This is a genomic window from Paenibacillus sp. ALE2 (genome assembly GCF_054113385.1).
Genome location: NZ_CM134213.1, coordinates 2517631 through 2536452, shown reverse-complemented (window position 1 = coordinate 2536452; position 18822 = coordinate 2517631). Strand labels below are relative to the sequence as shown.

The window sequence follows — 18822 nt, the reverse complement described above, 5'->3', positions numbered from 1 at the left end:
TGAATGTCTAATGAGCATGTGACGTATCAACTCTAACCAGTATATAAAAGTTAATCGAAATTTTAAATACCTTGTTTCAAAGCTTACAGCAGATGAATCATATTATCCGACACGGTGATCATTACTGTTTTTCCAGACCGGGATGATCCAGCTTATACAGATTACGGTATCGGGTATGATCACACCACAGCTCATCATGACTGCCTCGCATGGAGATGGTGCCTTGCTCCATAAAGATCACCTCATCCATATGCTTCATTCCTGTGAGATGATGAGTGATCCAGATCAATGTTTTGCCTTCCAGCACGCGAAACATTGTCTGCATAAGTTCATGCTCCGTCAGCGGATCAAGCCCCACGGTCGGCTCATCCAGCAAAACAATTGGGTGATTTTGCAACAAAATCCGCGCCAGTGCAATGCGCTGTCTTTCTCCACCGGAAAAGCGAAGACCCGTCTCCTGCATTCTTGTATCGTAACCCTCTGGTAAAGAATCAATCAGGGTTCCAAGCCCTACCTGCTCCGTCACTGCACGAACCTCATCCAGCGTTGCGTCAGGTCGTCCCAATCGAATATTGTTCGCTACCGTTGTATCGAACAAATAAGGTTGCTGGTTTAGCACCGCAAATAGACTGGAGTATGCTCCACCTGTAAATACAGGCACTCCTGCGACAGTGACGCTGCCTTCATCAGGCTGCAATGCTCCTTGAATCAGATTCAGCAGCGTAGACTTACCCGCACCACTGCGGCCAAGCAATGCAACCTTGCCCCCCTGTGGTACGTGTAGGGAGATATTACGCACACTCCATTCCTGCGTTGCCGCATAGCGGTAGCTTACGTTGTTCAGCAGAAGGTCTCCCCCGTGGCTTAATCGCTGAGCGGTAGCCTGTTCCTTTTTAGTATCTGCTACATCGTCTGCTGCTGGTTGTCCTGCATCTGATCGTGCTGCAAGTGCAAATGTACCTTTCTCGGAATCCTTTAGCCGTCGGAGTGAATCCTGATACTCCGGCGCATAAACCACCGCTTCCCCAGCGCGAACGAAAGCATCCAGCAACGGAAAAGTTACTAGCGCAAAGGATGCCAGCCATGTCGCTTCAATGCGACCCTGTGCTACCAGTCCTCCGGCCCACACAGTCATAATTACAATTCCTCCACCTACAAAGCATTGTGCGATCCAATGAAAACGCCACTCGTTCCGGCGAAGTGAATTTTCCACCATGGCAGCCCTCTTGTGCCGTTGTGTAAAGGTGCTAAGGAAATGCCCAGTTCGTCCGCTCAGCACCAGATCACTCATGCCGAACAAAGCATCCGTCAGTTCCTGATAAGATTTACTCCGTTCCTGCTTGAACGTACGCCGTTTGGCGAGTGAGGTCCAAAGTGAGATAGCTGGGGCGATAAAAAGCAAAAATCCCCCATATAGCGCCATCAGCAAGGCAAATGTTCCATCCATCCAGCCAAGCGCCAAGATGCCTGTTGCATATATCAGCAAAGCCGATAACGCAGGCAGAACCAGCTTCAGATAGATATTTTGAAGCTGCTCAATATCCTCTGCCAGCAATCCCAATAGATCCCCTGTACGAAATTTGCTGCGAATCATCAGCGCCTGCGGTTCTACTGCCCGATACAAGCGTACCCGCATACGAGACACAAGCCGCAGCGCAGCATCATGACCTACCAAGCGTTCCAGATACTGAATAACGGCTTTACTAAAACCAAACGTTCGCACAAGCACAATGGGCACATACACCATTAATATATTTTCAGGCTTTAAGGCCGAACGAGTAATCAGATGACCGGACGTAAAGAGCAGCGCGCCTGCACATCCAATGGACAGCGCGCCCAAAAGAGCAGCTGCCAGAAAGGCCCAAAAGTATTGTTTTAGATAAAGCAAAAACCAGCCTTGGCTACTATTGTCCGTTGCTCTCATATCGCCCGCCCCCTCCTTCCGACATTCCCGTCAGCAATCTGTAATATTCTCCCTTCTGGGCAACCAGTTGCTGATGGGAACCTACCTCTTCCAGACGACCTTGATTCATCATCCAGACACAGTCCATATCCGGCATCCAATGCAGTCGATGGGTGGCAAGAAACATCCTCTTGTGTTTAAATACGGACAAAATGGTCTGTTTTAATTCCCATTCTGTCTCAATATCCAAATGTGCCGTAGGCTCATCCAATAAAATAACCGGACGGTCACTGAGCAAAGCGCGCGCCAAGGCAATCCGCTGCGCCTGTCCTCCGCTCAATGTCCGACCTGCTTCCCCAATAGGCTCATTCAATCCACCCGGAAGACCATCCACCAGTTCACGTAGGCCGACGGCATCAATCGCCCACTCAACCTGCTGGTTGGATGCTTCCGGCTCATAAAAGCGAATATTATCTGCCAAAGTAGCGCTAAACAGGTAAGGATGCTGTGGAATATAGGCAATATGCCGCTGCCATTCAGCTTTGGTATCCGCAGATAATCGGCATCCATTAAGGATCACCTCACCTGAAGTCGGGTCAGAAAAGCCGCCAAGCAGACTAAGCAATGTCGTTTTGCCTGCACCACTCGCTCCGACGATGCCGATCATGTTCATGTGCGGTTCAACACTTGCAGACACATGTTCAAGCCGGGCAGAGCCGTCTTCATTCAGTAAACACACATCAGACAGCATAAGGATGTCCTGCCCCGTGATGTCTAATCCTTTATCATGAGCTGTCTGTGCATTCGTCTCCGTCACTTCTTTTTCTGCACCGAGAATCGAGCGAATCGCTCCCCAAGCCTCTTTACCATCCAATGAGGCGTGATAGTCTGATCCCAACTGGCGTATAGGCATAAAATATTCCGGTGCCAGAATAAGCACCGCAAGCGCTGCCTCCAGTCCCACTGAACCACTAATCAGACGCAGACCCAAGCCTACCGCTACAAAAGCGACCGACAGCATACTGAAAAAATCGAGGGCAAATGAAGAAAGAAACGCTACCCGCAGCGTACGCATCGTGGCTGTACGATACTGGTCGCTGACCTTCCCTACGGTTTCCCCATGCGCCCGACTGCGTCCCAAAAACCTTAGTGTCTGTAGTCCACGCAACGAATCCGTAAAATGATGTGATAACAGACGATAGGAACGCCACTGCTTGTCTGCCTGCTTTCGCGCCGCCAAGCCGAGTAAAATAAAGAAGCCCACCAGAATCGGCATCGTAGTCGTCAAAATCACACCTGAAATCAGATCTAATGTGAAAACATACACAAGCACAAGTAAGGTTACAGCCATCATGTCTATCATACGAGGAATGGATATTTCCAAATAATTGCGAACCCGATCCACGCCATCCAGCGCTAGCGTCACCAACTTGCCGCTTCCTTCCCGCGCAGCAAAACCCGGGCCTCGCTCAAACAAACGCGCAAGCAGACGCTCCCGTAAGGAAGCGCCTGCTGCTTCGGCAAAACGACCGGCTGTCCGGCGTTGCAGCCAGATCGTCGTATGTCTCACTGCAAAAGCCGCGAAAAACAACGCCAGTGACGGCCAAGCCATTACTAGCGGATTTTGTTTAAATAAAATCGTAACAGCCTTTGCCAAAAAGATGGCTTGTGCAATTACCGCTGCTCCCTGGAGCAGGGAAAGGGCGGCCAGCAGCAGCATTACTGGCCGAATGCCCTTTAATTCAAACCAGGCTTTATCCATTAGTATTCCAGATGATCTTTCTCACTGAGACGCTTATGGAAAACAAAATAGCTCCACGCCTGATAAGCCAACACAAAGGGTAAAAGCGTTGCTGCAACAATCGTCATGGCTTTCAGTGTGTAATGACTGGAGCTTGCATTATATATCGTCAAATCAAAAGCACTGTTGATCGAGCTCACCATAAATCTTGGGAACAAGCCAACGAATAACGAGACGAAGCTTAGCAAAATGATGACACCAGTCATCCCGAAAGCCCATCCTTCACGGCGCTGCTTCAGGAAATACCATGTTAGCACATAGGCAACCATCCCCACTGCAACCGCAACATACATAAAGGGACCGCGACGTGCAAATAAATCCGTTGCAAAATAAGTCCATACCACCATACCAGCAAGCAAAATCCCCAGCACCGGAAGAAATTTGGATGCGATCACACGAGCACGATCCCTTACTTCACCAATCGTCCGCAGCGAAATGAACGTCAGCCCGTGCATAAGGCACATTCCGACCACGGTCAGTCCAATCCATACGGTGTATCCATTGAACACATCCAAAAAACCGGCTTTCAGATCCATGTTTTGCTGAATAGGTACACCCTTCACCAAAGCCGCAAAGGCCATGCCAAACAGCATCGGCGGCAGGAAGCTGCCAATCAGAATGCAAGCATCCCACGTTCCTGTCCACCCTTTCCCTTCGGCCTTGCCCCGGAACTCAAAGGAGACTCCTCGCAAGATCAAACCTAGCAAAATAAACACAAATACCAGATAATATCCGCTAAACATCGTTGCATAAAAATGCGGAAAAGCGGCAAACATCGCACCAGCTGCTGTAATCAGCCACACTTCGTTGGCATCCCAGAATGGACCAATCGTATTGATCATCAAACGTTTTTGTTGATCATTACGCGGCACCAATCCTGTAGCCATTCCTACGCCAAAATCAAAGCCCTCTAGAAAAAAGAAGCCAGTAAACAGCACAGCGATCAATAAGAACCATAAATCATTTAACGACAATGCTGTCACCCCCTTGAGCAAATGGATCATGAATTACTGTATGCTGATGCGGCTCCATATCTGGGCCTTTACGAGCGGTACGAGCAAACAGGAATGCCAATACACCCGTTAAAATGAGATACAACGTCGTAAATGCAATCAGTGAGAACAACACTTCTCCTGCTACAACGGTAGGTGAAACAGAATCTTTCGTTTGCAGCAAGCCAAACACAGTCCAAGGCTGACGTCCCATTTCTGTCATGATCCAGCCCGCAGTATTGCCAATGAATGGGAGCGATATCCCCCACAGCATAAGACGGAAGAACCAACGATGGGAGCCCTCCAATTTTTGTCGAAAACTCAGATAAGCTCCGTACAGGGCAAGTGCAATCATGGCACAGCCTGCCGCAATCATAATGCGGAAGCTCCAGAAGGTCGTACGGACAGGCGGAATATAATCACCCGGACCGTAGGTCTTTTCATATTGTGCTTGAAGCTCCTTCATACCAGGCACAGAGCCGGAAAACTTGCTATACGACAGAAAGCTCAGTGCAAACGGAACCTTAATCTCAAAGGTATTTTCCTGCTTATCAGGATCAATATTGGCAATAACCGTCCAAGGCGCTGGATCGCCACTGTCTCCCCACAGAGCTTCACTGGCTGCCATCTTCATGGGCTGTGTTTTGATCAAATATTGAGCCTGTCCATGACCAAACAAAGGAATAGCAATGGCACAGATTAATGCAACAATAATGCTCAATTTAAAAGAAGGTTTAAAGAAGTCCATATTCTTTTTATGCATCAGCTTCCAAGCACTAATCCCTGCTACGAGGAAAGCTCCAGTTGCAATAGCAGCAAAGATGGTGTGAGGATACTCCCACAAAAGCTGCTCGTTCGTTAACAAAGCAGCAAAATCTTGCATTTCTGCACGGCCATTTACAACCCCATATCCTACGGGACGTTGCATGAATGAATTAGCAGCCAAAATCCACAAAGCCGAGAGCATCGTACCAATCGCTACTAGCCACATGCACACTAAATGGACAGTTTTGGATAGTCTTTCCCAGCCGAATACCCATAGGCCGATAAAGGTTGATTCCAGAAAAAATGCAAGCAATGCTTCAATCGCTAGCGGTGTACCAAATACATCACCGACAAAACGGGAAAAGTCCGACCAATTCATTCCGAACTGGAACTCCTGCAAAATTCCGGTAACTACGCCCAGCGCAAAGTTAATCAGCAGAAACGTTCCCCAGAATTGAGCCATTTTTTTGTACAAGTCTTTTTTCTTGATAACATACATAGTCTCCATAATTGCCACCAACAATGACAATCCAATGGAGATTGGCACATAAACAAAATGAAGAATCGTAGTGGTTGCAAACTGCAACCGTGCCAAATCCAATACGTCCATGATGCTGCTCCTCCCCTGTACTTCCCTTAACAATGATTTAATGTTTGTGAATCTGAAGTCTTTTATATTTGTGATTGTATTCACATTTTTACATATGAAACTGTCACTTTTTTAGGAAATGACTCACTCAGCTAATTTCCCCATGGTTGCCATAACCGGGCTTCAGATTATCCCCATTATATAGAATAAATTTAAATGAAATTGAATCAAAAATGTGAACATCGTGTCAAAGTTGTGTCATAACGATGGCATTTTTATGAAAATGCCCTAAAATCCATAATCAATGTGACATTTTCTATTGATCCGTCTTTTTTCAATATATAAAAAAAGAGCCTCTCTTCATTCGGAGGATATACCTCCGACATCTGCAAGAGAGACTTCATAACGTTAAACCTAGGGAATCGATCAACAGCCATCTGTTCCTCCGTTCTTTTGGACCTGATTACGGTAGGAGGAAGGTGACATTCCAACATACTTTTTAAATTTACTATGAAAATAATCTGCATTCGCATACCCCACGCGGCCCGCGACTTGGTGTACCTTAATCCCCTGTGCAAGCAATTCCCTTGCTCGCTCAATCCTTACCTTATCCAGGTAGGCATTAAAGGCCTCGCCTGTATGACTTTTGAACAGTTTGCCTAAATACCCACTATTATAATTGAACATATCTGCCAGTAACTCCAGCCGCAAATTTTCATCATAATGACCATGTATAAAGTCAATCATTTGCTTCATGATGATCTCCTTGCCACCCGTATCAGTTTGGCCAATCCACTGCAACACATGTTCGAGCGAGTGATCCACCAGCTCGCCCAATGTTGAATACGCATATACATTGGTAATCAAGTTGGAATGCTCCTCCAGCACGGTCCGGCTGTGTTCCTGTCCAGCTGCATATTTGTTCAGTGCAAGTGTGAATGTCTGAGCGAATGCCGCCTTGATTGCAGATTCTGTACGATAAATCTGGGGAAATTGGACTTCCATGTCCTTAATGACACGGGTTGCCGCTTTACCATTACCCATATCCAGCGCATAGTACAGCTTTTCTGCATAACGCATGGGATCATCTGATGCTCTATCAGACGCTTCATCCATTTCAGCATGTGCTGTCTCCCATTCATGTAGGTCGCCGGGAAGCATGACTCTTTCTGCCCGGAACAAAAACACACGCTCCAATAATCGTAACGCCTGCTCAAAAGATCTGGGGATATCCTTGAGAATGTCTACCGGAGCGCCGGCAGCCCCATAGATTTCATTTACCCACGGTTTTAGCTCCTGTCGCCATGCAGCCAGCAACTGAACAGCATCTTTTTCCGTTTTTAACATGGCGGGAAGCAATAGGCCCGTATATATTCCAGCCTCAAACACAATGCCTCTACCCTGCTCACGACACAATTCGGCCAGCCGCTGCTTTGCTGCCAGCTGCCGGGCTTGCCGATCCCAGTCAGGTATACGCAAATCCAGCAAAACCACCTGATAGCTACTCCAGTCCAAGGCTGGTAACGCTGGCTGTTGTCCGTGTTTTCCACCGCCGTTTTGGTGTTCAGCCTGCTTGGATGCACGATGGCTGGGGTCTACAGCATTACGAGCATGTTCTCCATGAACCGGAAACAGCAATGCTTCGATCCAATCGCGCTCATGCGAAGACGGACTCCCCCACTTTCCATCTCCCTTTTCGTTTTCAATGCTTTGCCGTACTCGCTTTAGCTCCAGCGTCATTTCTTCCTCATCAACGGGCTTCAATAAATAACCATCCACCCCGAATCCCATGGCTTGCCTAGCATAATTAAAGTCTGCATATCCGCTTAAAATGAGAAAGTGATACGGCTCCCCATTCATTTGGCGTATGCTTTGTATAACCTCCAACCCACTCATCCCAGGCATACGAATATCTACAATGACCAGTTCTGGTCGATGCTCTCCGAACTTTTCCAAAGCCTCGCGTCCGTTCTCAGCCGTATCGACGATGCGAAAGCCACAATCTCCCCAGTCAATAATGGAAGACAGTCCTTCACGAATCGCAGGCTCATCATCTACAATCATCGCTTTATACATTCGACGCTTCCTCCCTTGGTATGGAAAAGTATACGGTTGTTCCTACCTGTAATGCGCTTTCAATATGCAGACCATAACGTTCACCATACATCAATGTCAGACGTTGATGAACATTGCGTAGACCGATACTGCTCCCTTCCGGCTCCTCCGTACCCGTGATCCGATCCAACAGACGGGTCAGTTGCTCTTCCTCCATGCCAATTCCATCATCAGCCACTTTAATGTGCAGCTCTCTTTGTTCTATTGTGATATCTACCTTTACGGTAACTGGTTCTTCCTTATTTTCTAGGCCATGAATGACTGCATTTTCCACTAACGGTTGTATGATTAAGGGAGGAATCGACATGTCCTTCGCGCTTTCTTCCAAATTCACTTCATAGACCAAACGATTTCCAAACCTGAACTGCTGAATTTGCAAATAGGATCGCACCATATCCAGCTCCTGTAATACGGTTGTTTTACCACTGCCAATCTCCAGATTCCTGCGCATCAGCCTGCCAAGCAAACGAACCGTCGTTGCTATCTCCGCCTCCCCATTCAGGTGTGCTTTCATTCGAATGGATTCTAACGCGTTAAACAGAAAATGCGGATTAATTTGGCTTGCCATCATTTTTAGCTTGATATCCTTTTGTGCCAATTCAAGCTTATTATTATGTTCACTCGTCTCATAGACCTGTGCCATAAGCTGGCGGATACTACTCACCATATAGTTGAAACGGCGGGATAAATCACCGATCTCGTCCCTTCCCTCCACACTTGATACCACATGAAAATCACCCGCAGCTACCTGACCCAGCTCATAGCTCAGCCGCTGGAGCCGTTTGGTAATAAGCCAGGAAATGATGGTAATCAGAATCAGCGCCATGATGAGTACCGCTAGTACACATAATGCACCAATCAGGCTGACCCGGTTTGCCCCCTGCACGATATGTTCCGTTGAAAACACCGAAATAATCGTCAATCCGCTCACACTTGAGGTTGGCAGCAGCTCATCCACAATAATGTTCGAGGGCGTTCCGTTAATTTTTGCTTCATATATCCCCTTACCTGCACGCTGGACATCAAAGCCTAAATGTAAATCCGTCAACGTCCGACCTACTGACTGCGGATGGGTAGCTGCGACCACAATTCCGTTACGATCCGTAATCAAGGTTTCAAAGGGCTCCTTGCTCAGCATATGATTCAACTCGGTCTGACTCAGTGCAATCATCAGAACTCCCTTGGAATTGTATTCGGGAAAAGGAATTTGCCGTACCAGGCTGAGGCGATTAACTGGGTTATCCTCCTTATCCTGAATGTAAAACCAGTTAATCGCCGTCCCCTTCAAAGCCTCCTGGAACCACGGCTGCCGCTCAATGTTAGCGTCCACAGGAATAAACTCCAGATTGTTGACCAACGTCGGATTGTAAGAATAGAACCGGATAGTAGCAACCTCTCTATATTGCTGGGTGTACTCATTAAAATCCTTGTATTGATGGTACGCATTCATGAGCTCCACCATGCCGGGATAACGGCGGTTCGCCATCTCCTTTAGCCTTTTATCGAACATTAGCCCATTTGAAATATCTGTGGGCACACGTAATAAATTTGCTGTTTGGCTCTTAATCTTTTCCACATTATTTACCGTCTGGGCAATCGCACTGTCCAGTGCCTGCTCTCGCAAATAAAAAATAACGCAGCCGCCCACCACCAGCACTGGGATCATGACAATCAGTACGTAGGAGAAGAGCAGCTTATTCCGCATACGCATATTATTCATCAGATGCCTTACTCCACGATACATGCCATCCCTCCTGTGAGATAAGCGCTTACATATTTTCAGTTTAAAGCTTCACAACATTTATATCCATATTTTCTTGCCAAATAAAAAGGTGGTGAACGGAGTCACCACACTTTACGGATCACGAACTATTTACGTACAAAAGGTTCGATATGCACTCCCTGTGGCAGCTTATACGGATCTTCCGGGTTGATACGGTCATAGAACATAATGCCATCCAGATGGTCCATTTCATGCTGTACGACAATCGCTGCATAACCCTTAAACGTTAACAGTTCCTGAGTTCCGTCCGGTAAATTGGCCTTGATGCGAATCTTCTCGTAACGTGGTACATATCCGGGTATGTACCGATCTACAGACAAGCATCCCTCACCCTGTTCCAAGTAAATCATGGATGTAGAATGGCTGACCAGCTTCGGGTTAAACAGGCCATATTCTACCGTTTTGTCTCCATCTTCATAATAAATAGCACACATTCTTTTATTCAACCCAACCTGGTTGGCGGATAGCCCTACACCCGGGCGCAGCTCATAGCGGGTGGCCAGCTCTTCATTTTGGCTATTTTTCAGGTAATCCAGCATCCATTGCATCTGTTGAAGATCCTCTTCAGACAGCGGCAGACATACCGGATCAACCTTTGTGCGCAAAATCGGTTCCCCTTCACGCACGATATCCTTCGTGAGAAGCATGTCCATCGATTGATTGCTCATTCGTCAGCCTCGATTCATTTAAATAAATATTACGATCATGTGATGTACAGCAAAAGCTGGAGAATTCCCCGCTTTTCTGCAAGTTTTATCCCATAAATTATATCTATTCATGAAATGAATTGTCAAAATAGAGCGGTATGGGAGAGAGAAGCCATGATGCGCCCTCTCTATATAAAGCCATTAAATATTCACTGCCTTAATTGTTTATCTAATTAAATTATACTTATGTTCTTATAGCACTGAACCAAAAACCTCCTAAACTGAAGTGTTCAGGAGGTCTTTACATAGCTTTTCTTACGATTAAGACGGTTGCTCTAATGCTTCGGGTGCTTCACTGAACAGCTTCGCCTTCGGATTCGGCTGTGTCCAGGTATTATAATATTGCGAATTCTTGCCGTAAGAATTATCGATGACGACATGCGGCATATCAAGCAGGCAGGCCAGAATATGACCATGCAGCCGTGAAGTGCGAACCTCGCGGTAAGAGCTGAACAGCGTAACCGCCTTGTTCATGAGATGGTCGGTGTACTTGTACCAGAATGTACGCGTAGGCAACGGGCCGCCGATTTTCTTATTCAGACGGTAAAACTTTTGGAAATATACAATCCCCTTCACTTCCAGCGGAGTGAATAAAGTATCCCAGTCCAGACGGTGTGAGGCATCAGCCTCGTCATCGAATTTCTTTTGTCCTCCTACCGTTTCAATATCTGTACGCAGGAAGTACAATACGTCCTTCACGGTTTCCGTAGTCGGCTTCAATGGCCAAAGCTGGTGTGCCATATCTGGACATAATGTGATACTGCACTGGTTCAGTTTATCCTTAGCCCACTGATAAGAGCGTGTATCCCGCACAAACATATGTAGATCCGGGTGAGCATTAAACAGGGCAGCCACCTCATTAGCCTTCTGTTCAGACTGGAAGTGGATCGTCTGCGGCATGATTACAATTCGGTGGTTAGGGAAATCACGAACGATGCGTTCCCGCAAATTTTGGTGATTTGAATATAGATCGCCAAAGTTGCCACCGCCGTGGCATACGATAATCCAGTCGCCCGGAATATGAAGCTGATCGGGAATATCCATGGCGCTATAACGGGCACGGACACGAATGCCATTATCCTTAAAGAACGCTTCGGTGCCTTTCATGATCAGTACGTCCCCACCGTTATTATAGACGGGATAATCGACATAAATAATGTTCGAACCTTGAGGGACTACGTCGAGAATGACGCTCAGCTTATTTTTCAGTTTAGCCATGGGATGCGAATTCGGCATCTTTCAGTTCTCCCTTCCTGCGCTTCTTTTGTATAGTCTGCAAGACAAATGTAATATCACTTTTATCAAAAATGATCCGGGATAGCGGAACATTGAAAAACATTGGGAACGAGAACAGCGAGAACGCCAACCGTACACAAGCACCTACAAGCAAAGCAATAGCAATGCCGTCCAGACCGAAGATCGGTGTACAAATAAAAAACAGACCGACGGTGATCGCATAGGCCACAATTTGCCGGAACAATACCAGTCCCGGACGACCGAGTGCGTTAAAAGCCGAAGCCAGAATCCATGAGCCACCACCGATAATACATTCCAGTGATAGCAGGTAGAACGTTAGCGATGCTTCCAGAAAAGCGGGCCCGTACAGCAAACCCAGCATGTATCGACCAATAAAGAGAGCTGGCACAATGACGATGAGCATCGCAGCCATGGAGATGCGAAAAGCACGACCCACCGTTTCGACAATTTTGCTGTGTTCCATCCCTGTCACTTTCGGGAAGGTTACATTAGTGACGGCATTTTGCACCACATTGAACACACGGGACAAGGCGTAGACAACAGAGTACAGACCGAACGCTTTGGGTGACAGCAGCGCCACAATGACGATTTTGTCCGTTTGTGTGGACAGCGTTCCCATCAACTCCATCCCATACACCCGCGCTCCATAGCTATAATAAGGGCGCAGCACTTGGCGGCTGGTCAACGGACGAAATGCGCGTAGGTTCATATGCTTGCGCAATCGGAGGAACGCCCACATGAGCGCAAGGAAACTCGCGGCAAAATTCACTGCCCCCGCCAGTTGTACATTGAGTAAGCCCATCAGCCACAGGGTCACTAGACCGATGAAATTCAGTAACGGATAGTAAAACAGCAGGCCGTTATATACGCTAAACCGATCCAGTCCTTGCGATAATGCCGTCGTAAGTGCTGTAAGCACCGCTAACGGTACTGCTGCCGCACAATAAATCTGCGACAGTTGGATAATGTCTGCACCATAGCCATTCAGCCACAGCGGCATACATATCCAGGCCACCGCTCCCGCCAACAGACTGGCAGGCAACTGAATCCAGAGCGACAACGCCAGCAGTTCTTCCGTCGTGCCTGTTTTCTTCTTAAGGTTATAAATTAACGAGGTTGGCAAGCCGAAGCTCAATACACTGCCGATCAGCGTAGGCCAGAACAGAACAGCCGCCAGTTCACCTTTCCCCTCTACTCCGAGCATACGTGCGGTCAGGATGGAAGTCAGGGTCGTGACGATTAGCACAAAAAAATTGTTAAAGCTCGTGCGCATGATCGTTTTGGCGAGACTGTCACCCGTGAATACTTTCCTTGCTGCTGTCCATGTGCTCATGTTACGTCCAACTCCTGTTCCTTATTAAGCCTCTCGTCTCTATGCTCACATCGCGTCTTTTGACGTACCCCCATCAGCCTACCGTTTTTTTGGAATTGCGTTCAGACAACTGTCCTCCGCTAACAGGCTCCTTCGTACTTGAGAAAATCTCTTTCAGTGCTCTTCTATAGCCTTGAATGGCTTTATGATTTTTTTTGGGTCTCTCCCTTAAAATCTGATACAACGTCGTCCAATATAGTGCTGCATAACCGATCGGCCCAGATCCCTCGTCACGTAGTAGATGAATATGATTCATCACCCGCATATAAGTAACCTGTTCCATATTGTCGCGCGAGGACGGCGATTCATGGTGAAGCAGCGTAAGGGCCGGATTAATATACAATGGACCGCTTTTCATGGCGATACGGGAAAGTAATAAATCCTCGCCGACGCTATAGCTTTGCAACCAAGGTACCGGCTCCAGACTTAGAATCGCATCACGGCGAAATGACATATTACAACCATGAAAAAACTGGGTCTTAAACGTCTTCTTGGCCTTATGCCAGTTGTACATCGAACCGGACTGACCGCTGAGGGACAATCTCCCTTTGGACAAAGATTGCTGGAACGAAAGCAAGCAGCGAATTGTACCCATGAAGCTGTTACTCATTCCCTGTGCTATGCCGCCAACACCAGCTGCCTGCGGATACGCCTCATAGGTGCGCATCAACTCATTCAAGTAGTTGCTCGGCAGCTCAACATCATCGTCAAGGAACAAAATGATGTCACCTTGCGCAAGCTCCACCGTCTTTACACGTGATAACCATAGTCCGGGCTGCTCCTTACGATGATATCGGTAGGCAATTCCCGCTCTGCTCAACTGATGCTCATAACGTTCCAGCACATGCTTTGGCAGTTTTCCGTCATCAATAATCCACAGCTCGGTTTCACATGCCTCTGGTGCTCCCCCCATGGCAATTGAATTGATGCATCGGGTCAGATCGTCAACCCGATTGCGGGTGCACAGAGCAATGGACAAGCTTAACATCATACTCCCCCTTTATCCTGTCAATGTGTATTAAGCAGATTACTGAACCGCCGGGCCTAAATATTCGTTATATTTTTGCTTACGCGGGTTCAGAATGAACAACACCCCCTGCTTGTATCCATCTGCTGCGTTAAAATTACGGCGCAGCGTTTCTTTGAGCATCAAGTAGGTTAAGGTCCATAAAAGAGCTCCATACTGGATAAATCCTGCCTTTTTCAGGGCAAGAAAATAATAGTGGTTAATCGCTGTGGCCTTGGCTACTTTGCCCGCCTTATCGCGCGAGCTTGGAGATTCATGATGGATGATCATTAAGTCGGGATTAATCACCAGTTTGCCGTAACGACTCGCTAACTGGCACATGTACAAATCGTCAGCCACCGCATAGCTGGTCATCCACGGATACGGCTTCATGTCCCGAAGCGCATCCCTCCGAAATGACATATTGCAGCCATGGAAAAATTCAGTGTCAAAAGTCTCGGTTGCTTCGCTCCAACGCAGTAAGGAACCTGCCAGGCTACTGGGCGAGAGCTTGCCAAGGGAAGAAGACATTTGAAAAGTCAAAACGCCAAGCAGCTTTCCTGCCCGGCTTGAATGTAGTCCCTTTGCAATCCCTCCAACACCTACAATCGTGTCATCCTGTTCGTAGGTATCGAGCAAGCGCCGGATATAGAGTTTATCGTCCAGTTCGGCATCATCGTCAAAATACAGCACAATATCATACCGTACGAGAGACAAGGCCTCATAGCGGGATAACCAAACGCCGGGACGACTTTTTTTATAATATTTGAGAACACCTTGAGGCAATCCGGACACCATGTGACGGTACTGTTCAATCTGTTGGTCGGAAATATCGCCGTCATCAACAATCAGCAGTTCTACAGCTGTATGCTCCAATTGTTGCTGTGCAGCAATAGATTGTATACAGCGTGTCAGGTCTTCGATCCGGTTGCGGGTACAAATGATGATGGAGACATCGGACATGCCATTACCTCCTGTGTGTGTATCCAGATGCTTTGGAAGAGATATTCAAAGTTTTTCCAATTGCTGGATTATATATGTTTATTGTATCTTTGACAGCGTTTGAGTGTATATACCTCTTTTGTATACTTTTTCAGTCTCCAAAAGGGTAGACAATCCTCAAAAAAGAGCAAAAAAATAGGATCGGCTTCTTGCGCCAATCCTGATCTATCCTTGAAAATCCAGAAACAACGTGGCATTCACATACCGACGTGCCATCGACAAAAAATAACTATTTTGCACCGATACCGCTGCCACCAGCAAAGTATTACGCACTGCTTCACACTGGTTAGGGGTCAAATGCTGTAAACGACAAGTATATTGATCTGCGGCTTGTACCAGCAGTTCTTCTGTCGCAGCTTCCTGACGTTTCTGTCCTGTAGCAGAATTTCCGTTGTCTTTTGCATACCCTGCTCCTGCCACATCAAGCAGTTGGTCTCCGTTCGCATCCAGCTCTTCAAATAAAGTTGAATATGCAGCGTACAAATCGACCGGCTGAATCAGATCATCCGTATCATCTTCTGGCTGTTGGAACAGGATATAAAATAGCTGACGGATAGATTCAAAATCAAGACATGATTTTAAATCTTCCACGATGAGCAATATAGCAGCCTGGTTGACTGAGTATTTTTTGCCGATTTTCGGAGCGCCGAGGAACTCCTTGAAATCACGTTTGACCCAATTTTGCATAGAGGCCAGTGAGACATGGCTATATTCCACCAGTTGGCCTAAAGAAACGATCTCCTGCAGCGAAAAGGCTGCGCTGTGCTTGCCCTTGATGATTTTATCCAGCACAGGCGTCACTTCGGTATATAGAAATGTCGGCATGGTACTACCGGAACGGGCGAGATGGCTATGAGTGCGCCTCCAGGCGTCCTGAAGAACAGCCAAAGGCTGCAATTCGCTGCGGCCTTCCATGGCCAGCAACAAATGGGCCATATCACGGCGAGTGAGGGTAAAAGACTCCATCTGCTTTCCTCCCTTTATTGCATTTCAAGTTCATTCGAACTCATCATACGCCCTTAAACTAGGCTTGTAAAGTGAAGCAATGAGCCGTGCGGGTACTATTATGCCTTATTTTTCGTGTAAATTAGAGGTAGGTGACCTGCTACGATTCCATATGAACCTTGTATATTTTCTTTTAAGTTCTTAAAATAAGTTCAAGTGAACTCAAAATAGAGTTCCTTAAAAAATTGAACGAAAAAGGGATGAGTGAAAATTATATGGGTATAGGTGTCAGTCTATTTTTGTTTGCGGTGTTGATTTTATTTAGTGCTTTCTTCGTGGCTACCGAGTTTGCGATTATTAAAATCCGTTCCAGCCGGGTAGATCAGCTGGTGGTGGAGAACCGTAAAAACGCACTGGCGCTACAAAAAGTCGTCAATAATCTGGACGGCTACCTGTCTGCCTGTCAGCTTGGTATTACGATTACAGCGTTAGGACTCGGTTGGCTCGGTGAACCAACTGTAGTCAAACTGCTGGAGCCTCTCTTTCAACAGCTCAACATCAATGGGGAGTTTTCACATATCCTGGCCTTTATTATTTCATTTGTCATTGTAACTTACCTGCACGTGGTGATCGGCGAACTGGCTCCCAAAACATTGGCGATCCGCAAAGCGGAAGCTGTCAGCCTGTTAACCTCTCCAGTCATCGTGTGGTTTAATCGGATTATGTATCCGTTTATTTGGCTCCTTAACGGCTCGGCCAATCGCCTGGTTCGTCTGTTCGGTCTTCAACCGGCTACTGAGCATGAAGAAGCGCACTCTCAGGAAGAAATTCAGATCATTTTGTCCGAAAGCGTGGAAAGTGGTAAGATCAATAACACCGAATATGGCTACGTAAATCGTATCTTCGCTTTTGACGAGACCGTTGCCAAAGAAATTATGGTGCCACGTACAGATATGGTATGCTTGTTTACGAATCGCTCGCTCAAAGAAAACATGCAGACTATTCACGAAGAACAGTATACCCGTTTTCCGGTAGCGACAGACAGCAAGGATCAGATCATTGGTATGATTAATACCAAGCAGCTATTCCTTGAGTATGATCGCAATCCCGAGCTTGTTTTCGATAGCCTGATTCAACCGATCTTGACCGTTCCGGAAGTTATTCCCGTCAACACGCTGTTGAAACGTATGCAGAAGGAGCAGGTTCATATCGCTCTCCTGGTCGATGAATATGGTGGAACCTCTGGTCTGATTACCATTGAGGACATTCTGGAGGAGATTGTTGGCGAAATTCGGGATGAATTTGATAAGGATGAACGGAAGGAAATCGAGAAACTGACGGAGAACAGTTATTTGATGGATGGTAAAGTGATGCTTTCCGATCTGAGTGATCTGACGGGCTTGACATTGGATGATGAAGACGTGGATACTGTCGGAGGGTGGGTGTATAGCCGGGTTCCGGAACCGAGACAGGGCAAGGAATTCATAGAAGATGATGTGAAATTTATCATTCGTGAAATGGGTAAAAATCGTATTCGTCGGGTGGAAATTATTTTACACCACAAATCCCCGATCTCGGAAATGGAGTCGGACACTTCTTCCCAGGAGTGAACTTTGTGATCTGAGCGACCAGCATACTGCACTTGGCACTTGCGTTCACTCCTACTGAAATGACATATTTTTAGGGCAAACGACTCAGGTTGTTTGCCCTACATGCGTGTAAGGAGGAGCTAGTAAATTGGATATTTTATCATCTATTATTATGGGTATTATTGAAGGGCTGACAGAGTTTTTGCCGGTCTCTTCGACGGGTCACATGATCCTTACGGCTGATCTTCTAGGGTTGAACACCGAGAATGATACGGTCAAAACATTTGAGGTTATCGTACAATTAGGTGCTGTGATGGCGGTCGTTGTATTATACTGGCGCAGATTCCTCAGCCTGTTTGATTTCAGACGCAAAATTTCATCCCAGCCACGTCTAAACCTGTTACATATTATTTTAGCCATGATCCCTGCGGGAGTAATTGGTGTACTGTTCCGTGATGTGATCAAGCAATACTTGTTTGGTCCTGAAACGGTTTTGTACAGTTTGGTCATCGGGGGCTTGCTCATGATTGCGGCTGAAAAATTCCATCCGCCTATTAGATCACATACGTTGGATGAGATCACGTACAAACAAGCATTTACCATCGGTGTGTTCCAAGTCCTAGCTCTGTGGCCAGGCTTCTCTCGTTCAGGTTCAACTATGTCTGGGGGCCTATTCGCACGTGTAAGCCATACGGCAGCCGCAGAATTTACATTCCTCGTATCTGTTCCTGTCATGCTGGGTGCATCGGGGATTGATATGATTAAAAGTATGGATCATCTGTCTATGAGTGATTTCCCGGTGTTCGCAGCCGGCTTTATTACTGCCTTTATCGTCGGGATGCTGGCAATCAAAACGTTCCTCGGTCTGCTCAAGCGCTTGAGCTTGACTACGTTTGCCATCTATCGTTTCGTGTTAGCGGCTGTGTTCTTTTTCATTATTTTGTAATCATTGTTTGATATCCTATAACCAAAAAGGGATATCCAAGTGGCCTTAAG

General features: G+C 46.8%; 14 protein-coding genes. 2 read left to right on the top strand and 12 right to left on the bottom strand.

All coding sequences use genetic code 11. The annotated features are described in order from the left end of the window. Nucleotides 1-121 precede the first annotated feature (121 nt). The 12 genes from cydC to ACXHJ1_RS10830 all read right to left on the bottom strand — a co-directional run bounded on the left by cydC (nucleotide 122) and on the right by ACXHJ1_RS10830 (nucleotide 16258). Nucleotides 122-1924 carry a thiol reductant ABC exporter subunit CydC gene (gene cydC / locus ACXHJ1_RS10885; protein WP_457906057.1) on the bottom strand — a complete coding sequence of 601 codons (1803 nt, stop codon included), beginning with the start codon at nucleotides 1922-1924 and terminating at the stop codon, nucleotides 122-124. Then, nucleotides 1905-3665 carry a thiol reductant ABC exporter subunit CydD gene (gene cydD / locus ACXHJ1_RS10880; RefSeq protein ID WP_457906056.1) on the bottom strand — a complete coding sequence of 587 codons (1761 nt, stop codon included), beginning with the start codon at nucleotides 3663-3665 and terminating at the stop codon, nucleotides 1905-1907. Before cydD ends, cydC begins: the two co-directional genes overlap by 20 nt. After that, nucleotides 3665-4678 carry a cytochrome d ubiquinol oxidase subunit II gene (gene cydB, locus ACXHJ1_RS10875; RefSeq protein ID WP_016820336.1) on the bottom strand — a complete coding sequence of 338 codons (1014 nt, stop codon included), beginning with the start codon at nucleotides 4676-4678 and terminating at the stop codon, nucleotides 3665-3667. The genes cydD and cydB overlap by 1 nt, the downstream gene beginning before the upstream one ends. Further along, complete coding sequence (locus ACXHJ1_RS10870; RefSeq protein ID WP_016820337.1) at nucleotides 4665-6071, bottom strand: cytochrome ubiquinol oxidase subunit I; 1407 nt, start codon at nucleotides 6069-6071, stop codon at nucleotides 4665-4667. Before ACXHJ1_RS10870 ends, cydB begins: the two co-directional genes overlap by 14 nt. Nucleotides 6072-6476: 405 nt before the next feature. Then, nucleotides 6477-8126, bottom strand: a complete 1650-nt coding sequence (locus tag ACXHJ1_RS10865; RefSeq protein ID WP_457906055.1) for a response regulator — start codon at nucleotides 8124-8126, stop codon at nucleotides 6477-6479. Further along, on the bottom strand, nucleotides 8119-9909 hold the full coding sequence (locus tag ACXHJ1_RS10860) for a cache domain-containing sensor histidine kinase (protein ID WP_457906054.1): 1791 nt from the start codon (nucleotides 9907-9909) through the stop codon (nucleotides 8119-8121). The genes ACXHJ1_RS10865 and ACXHJ1_RS10860 overlap by 8 nt, the downstream gene beginning before the upstream one ends. A gap of 125 nt (nucleotides 9910-10034) precedes the next feature. Continuing rightward, nucleotides 10035-10616 carry a peptide deformylase gene (gene def, locus ACXHJ1_RS10855; protein ID WP_016820341.1) on the bottom strand — a complete coding sequence of 194 codons (582 nt, stop codon included), beginning with the start codon at nucleotides 10614-10616 and terminating at the stop codon, nucleotides 10035-10037. A 300-nt stretch (nucleotides 10617-10916) separates the two neighbouring features. Beyond that, nucleotides 10917-11891, bottom strand: coding sequence for a polysaccharide pyruvyl transferase family protein (locus ACXHJ1_RS10850; protein WP_025365858.1), 975 nt, complete (start codon nucleotides 11889-11891; stop codon nucleotides 10917-10919). Continuing rightward, nucleotides 11866-13245: a lipopolysaccharide biosynthesis protein gene (locus ACXHJ1_RS10845; RefSeq protein ID WP_013373123.1), complete on the bottom strand. Its 1380-nt coding sequence runs from the start codon at nucleotides 13243-13245 to the stop codon at nucleotides 11866-11868. Before ACXHJ1_RS10845 ends, ACXHJ1_RS10850 begins: the two co-directional genes overlap by 26 nt. A gap of 73 nt (nucleotides 13246-13318) precedes the next feature. Continuing rightward, entirely contained in the window at nucleotides 13319-14272 is a 954-nt protein-coding gene (locus ACXHJ1_RS10840; protein WP_016820343.1) for a glycosyltransferase family 2 protein, read from the bottom strand. 39 nt (nucleotides 14273-14311) lie between these two features. Next, complete coding sequence (locus tag ACXHJ1_RS10835; protein ID WP_017425545.1) at nucleotides 14312-15253, bottom strand: glycosyltransferase family 2 protein; 942 nt, start codon at nucleotides 15251-15253, stop codon at nucleotides 14312-14314. Between the two features lie 204 nt (nucleotides 15254-15457). Beyond that, a complete protein-coding gene (locus ACXHJ1_RS10830) occupies nucleotides 15458-16258 on the bottom strand; it encodes a DUF1836 domain-containing protein (RefSeq protein WP_025365859.1) in 801 nt (266 codons plus the stop codon). Between the two features lie 224 nt (nucleotides 16259-16482). Between ACXHJ1_RS10830 and ACXHJ1_RS10825 the strand changes: the two genes are divergently transcribed. Beyond that, a complete protein-coding gene (locus ACXHJ1_RS10825; RefSeq protein WP_017425547.1) occupies nucleotides 16483-17847 on the top strand; it encodes a hemolysin family protein in 1365 nt (454 codons plus the stop codon). Between the two features lie 151 nt (nucleotides 17848-17998). Next, nucleotides 17999-18772: an undecaprenyl-diphosphate phosphatase gene (gene bacA / locus ACXHJ1_RS10820; protein WP_031462256.1), complete on the top strand. Its 774-nt coding sequence runs from the start codon at nucleotides 17999-18001 to the stop codon at nucleotides 18770-18772. The last annotated feature ends 50 nt before the right edge of the window (nucleotides 18773-18822 follow it).

Bases quoted from the DNA above. Each gene is read 5' to 3' on its own strand.
- cydC (WP_457906057.1), bottom strand. From the start codon at position 1,924: ATGAGAGCAACGGACAATAGTAGCCAAGGCTGGTTTTTGCTTTATCTA.
- cydD (WP_457906056.1), bottom strand. From the start codon at position 3,665: ATGGATAAAGCCTGGTTTGAATTAAAGGGCATTCGGCCAGTAATGCTG.
- ACXHJ1_RS10870 (WP_016820337.1), bottom strand. From the start codon at position 6,071: ATGGACGTATTGGATTTGGCACGGTTGCAGTTTGCAACCACTACGATT.
- ACXHJ1_RS10865 (WP_457906055.1), bottom strand. From the start codon at position 8,126: ATGTATAAAGCGATGATTGTAGATGATGAGCCTGCGATTCGTGAAGGA.
- ACXHJ1_RS10860 (WP_457906054.1), bottom strand. From the start codon at position 9,909: ATGTATCGTGGAGTAAGGCATCTGATGAATAATATGCGTATGCGGAAT.
- def (WP_016820341.1), bottom strand. From the start codon at position 10,616: ATGAGCAATCAATCGATGGACATGCTTCTCACGAAGGATATCGTGCGT.
- ACXHJ1_RS10850 (WP_025365858.1), bottom strand. From the start codon at position 11,891: ATGCCGAATTCGCATCCCATGGCTAAACTGAAAAATAAGCTGAGCGTC.
- ACXHJ1_RS10845 (WP_013373123.1), bottom strand. From the start codon at position 13,245: ATGAGCACATGGACAGCAGCAAGGAAAGTATTCACGGGTGACAGTCTC.
- ACXHJ1_RS10840 (WP_016820343.1), bottom strand. From the start codon at position 14,272: ATGTTAAGCTTGTCCATTGCTCTGTGCACCCGCAATCGGGTTGACGAT.
- ACXHJ1_RS10835 (WP_017425545.1), bottom strand. From the start codon at position 15,253: ATGTCCGATGTCTCCATCATCATTTGTACCCGCAACCGGATCGAAGAC.
- ACXHJ1_RS10830 (WP_025365859.1), bottom strand. From the start codon at position 16,258: ATGGAGTCTTTTACCCTCACTCGCCGTGATATGGCCCATTTGTTGCTG.
- bacA (WP_031462256.1), top strand. From the start codon at position 17,999: ATGGGTATTATTGAAGGGCTGACAGAGTTTTTGCCGGTCTCTTCGACG.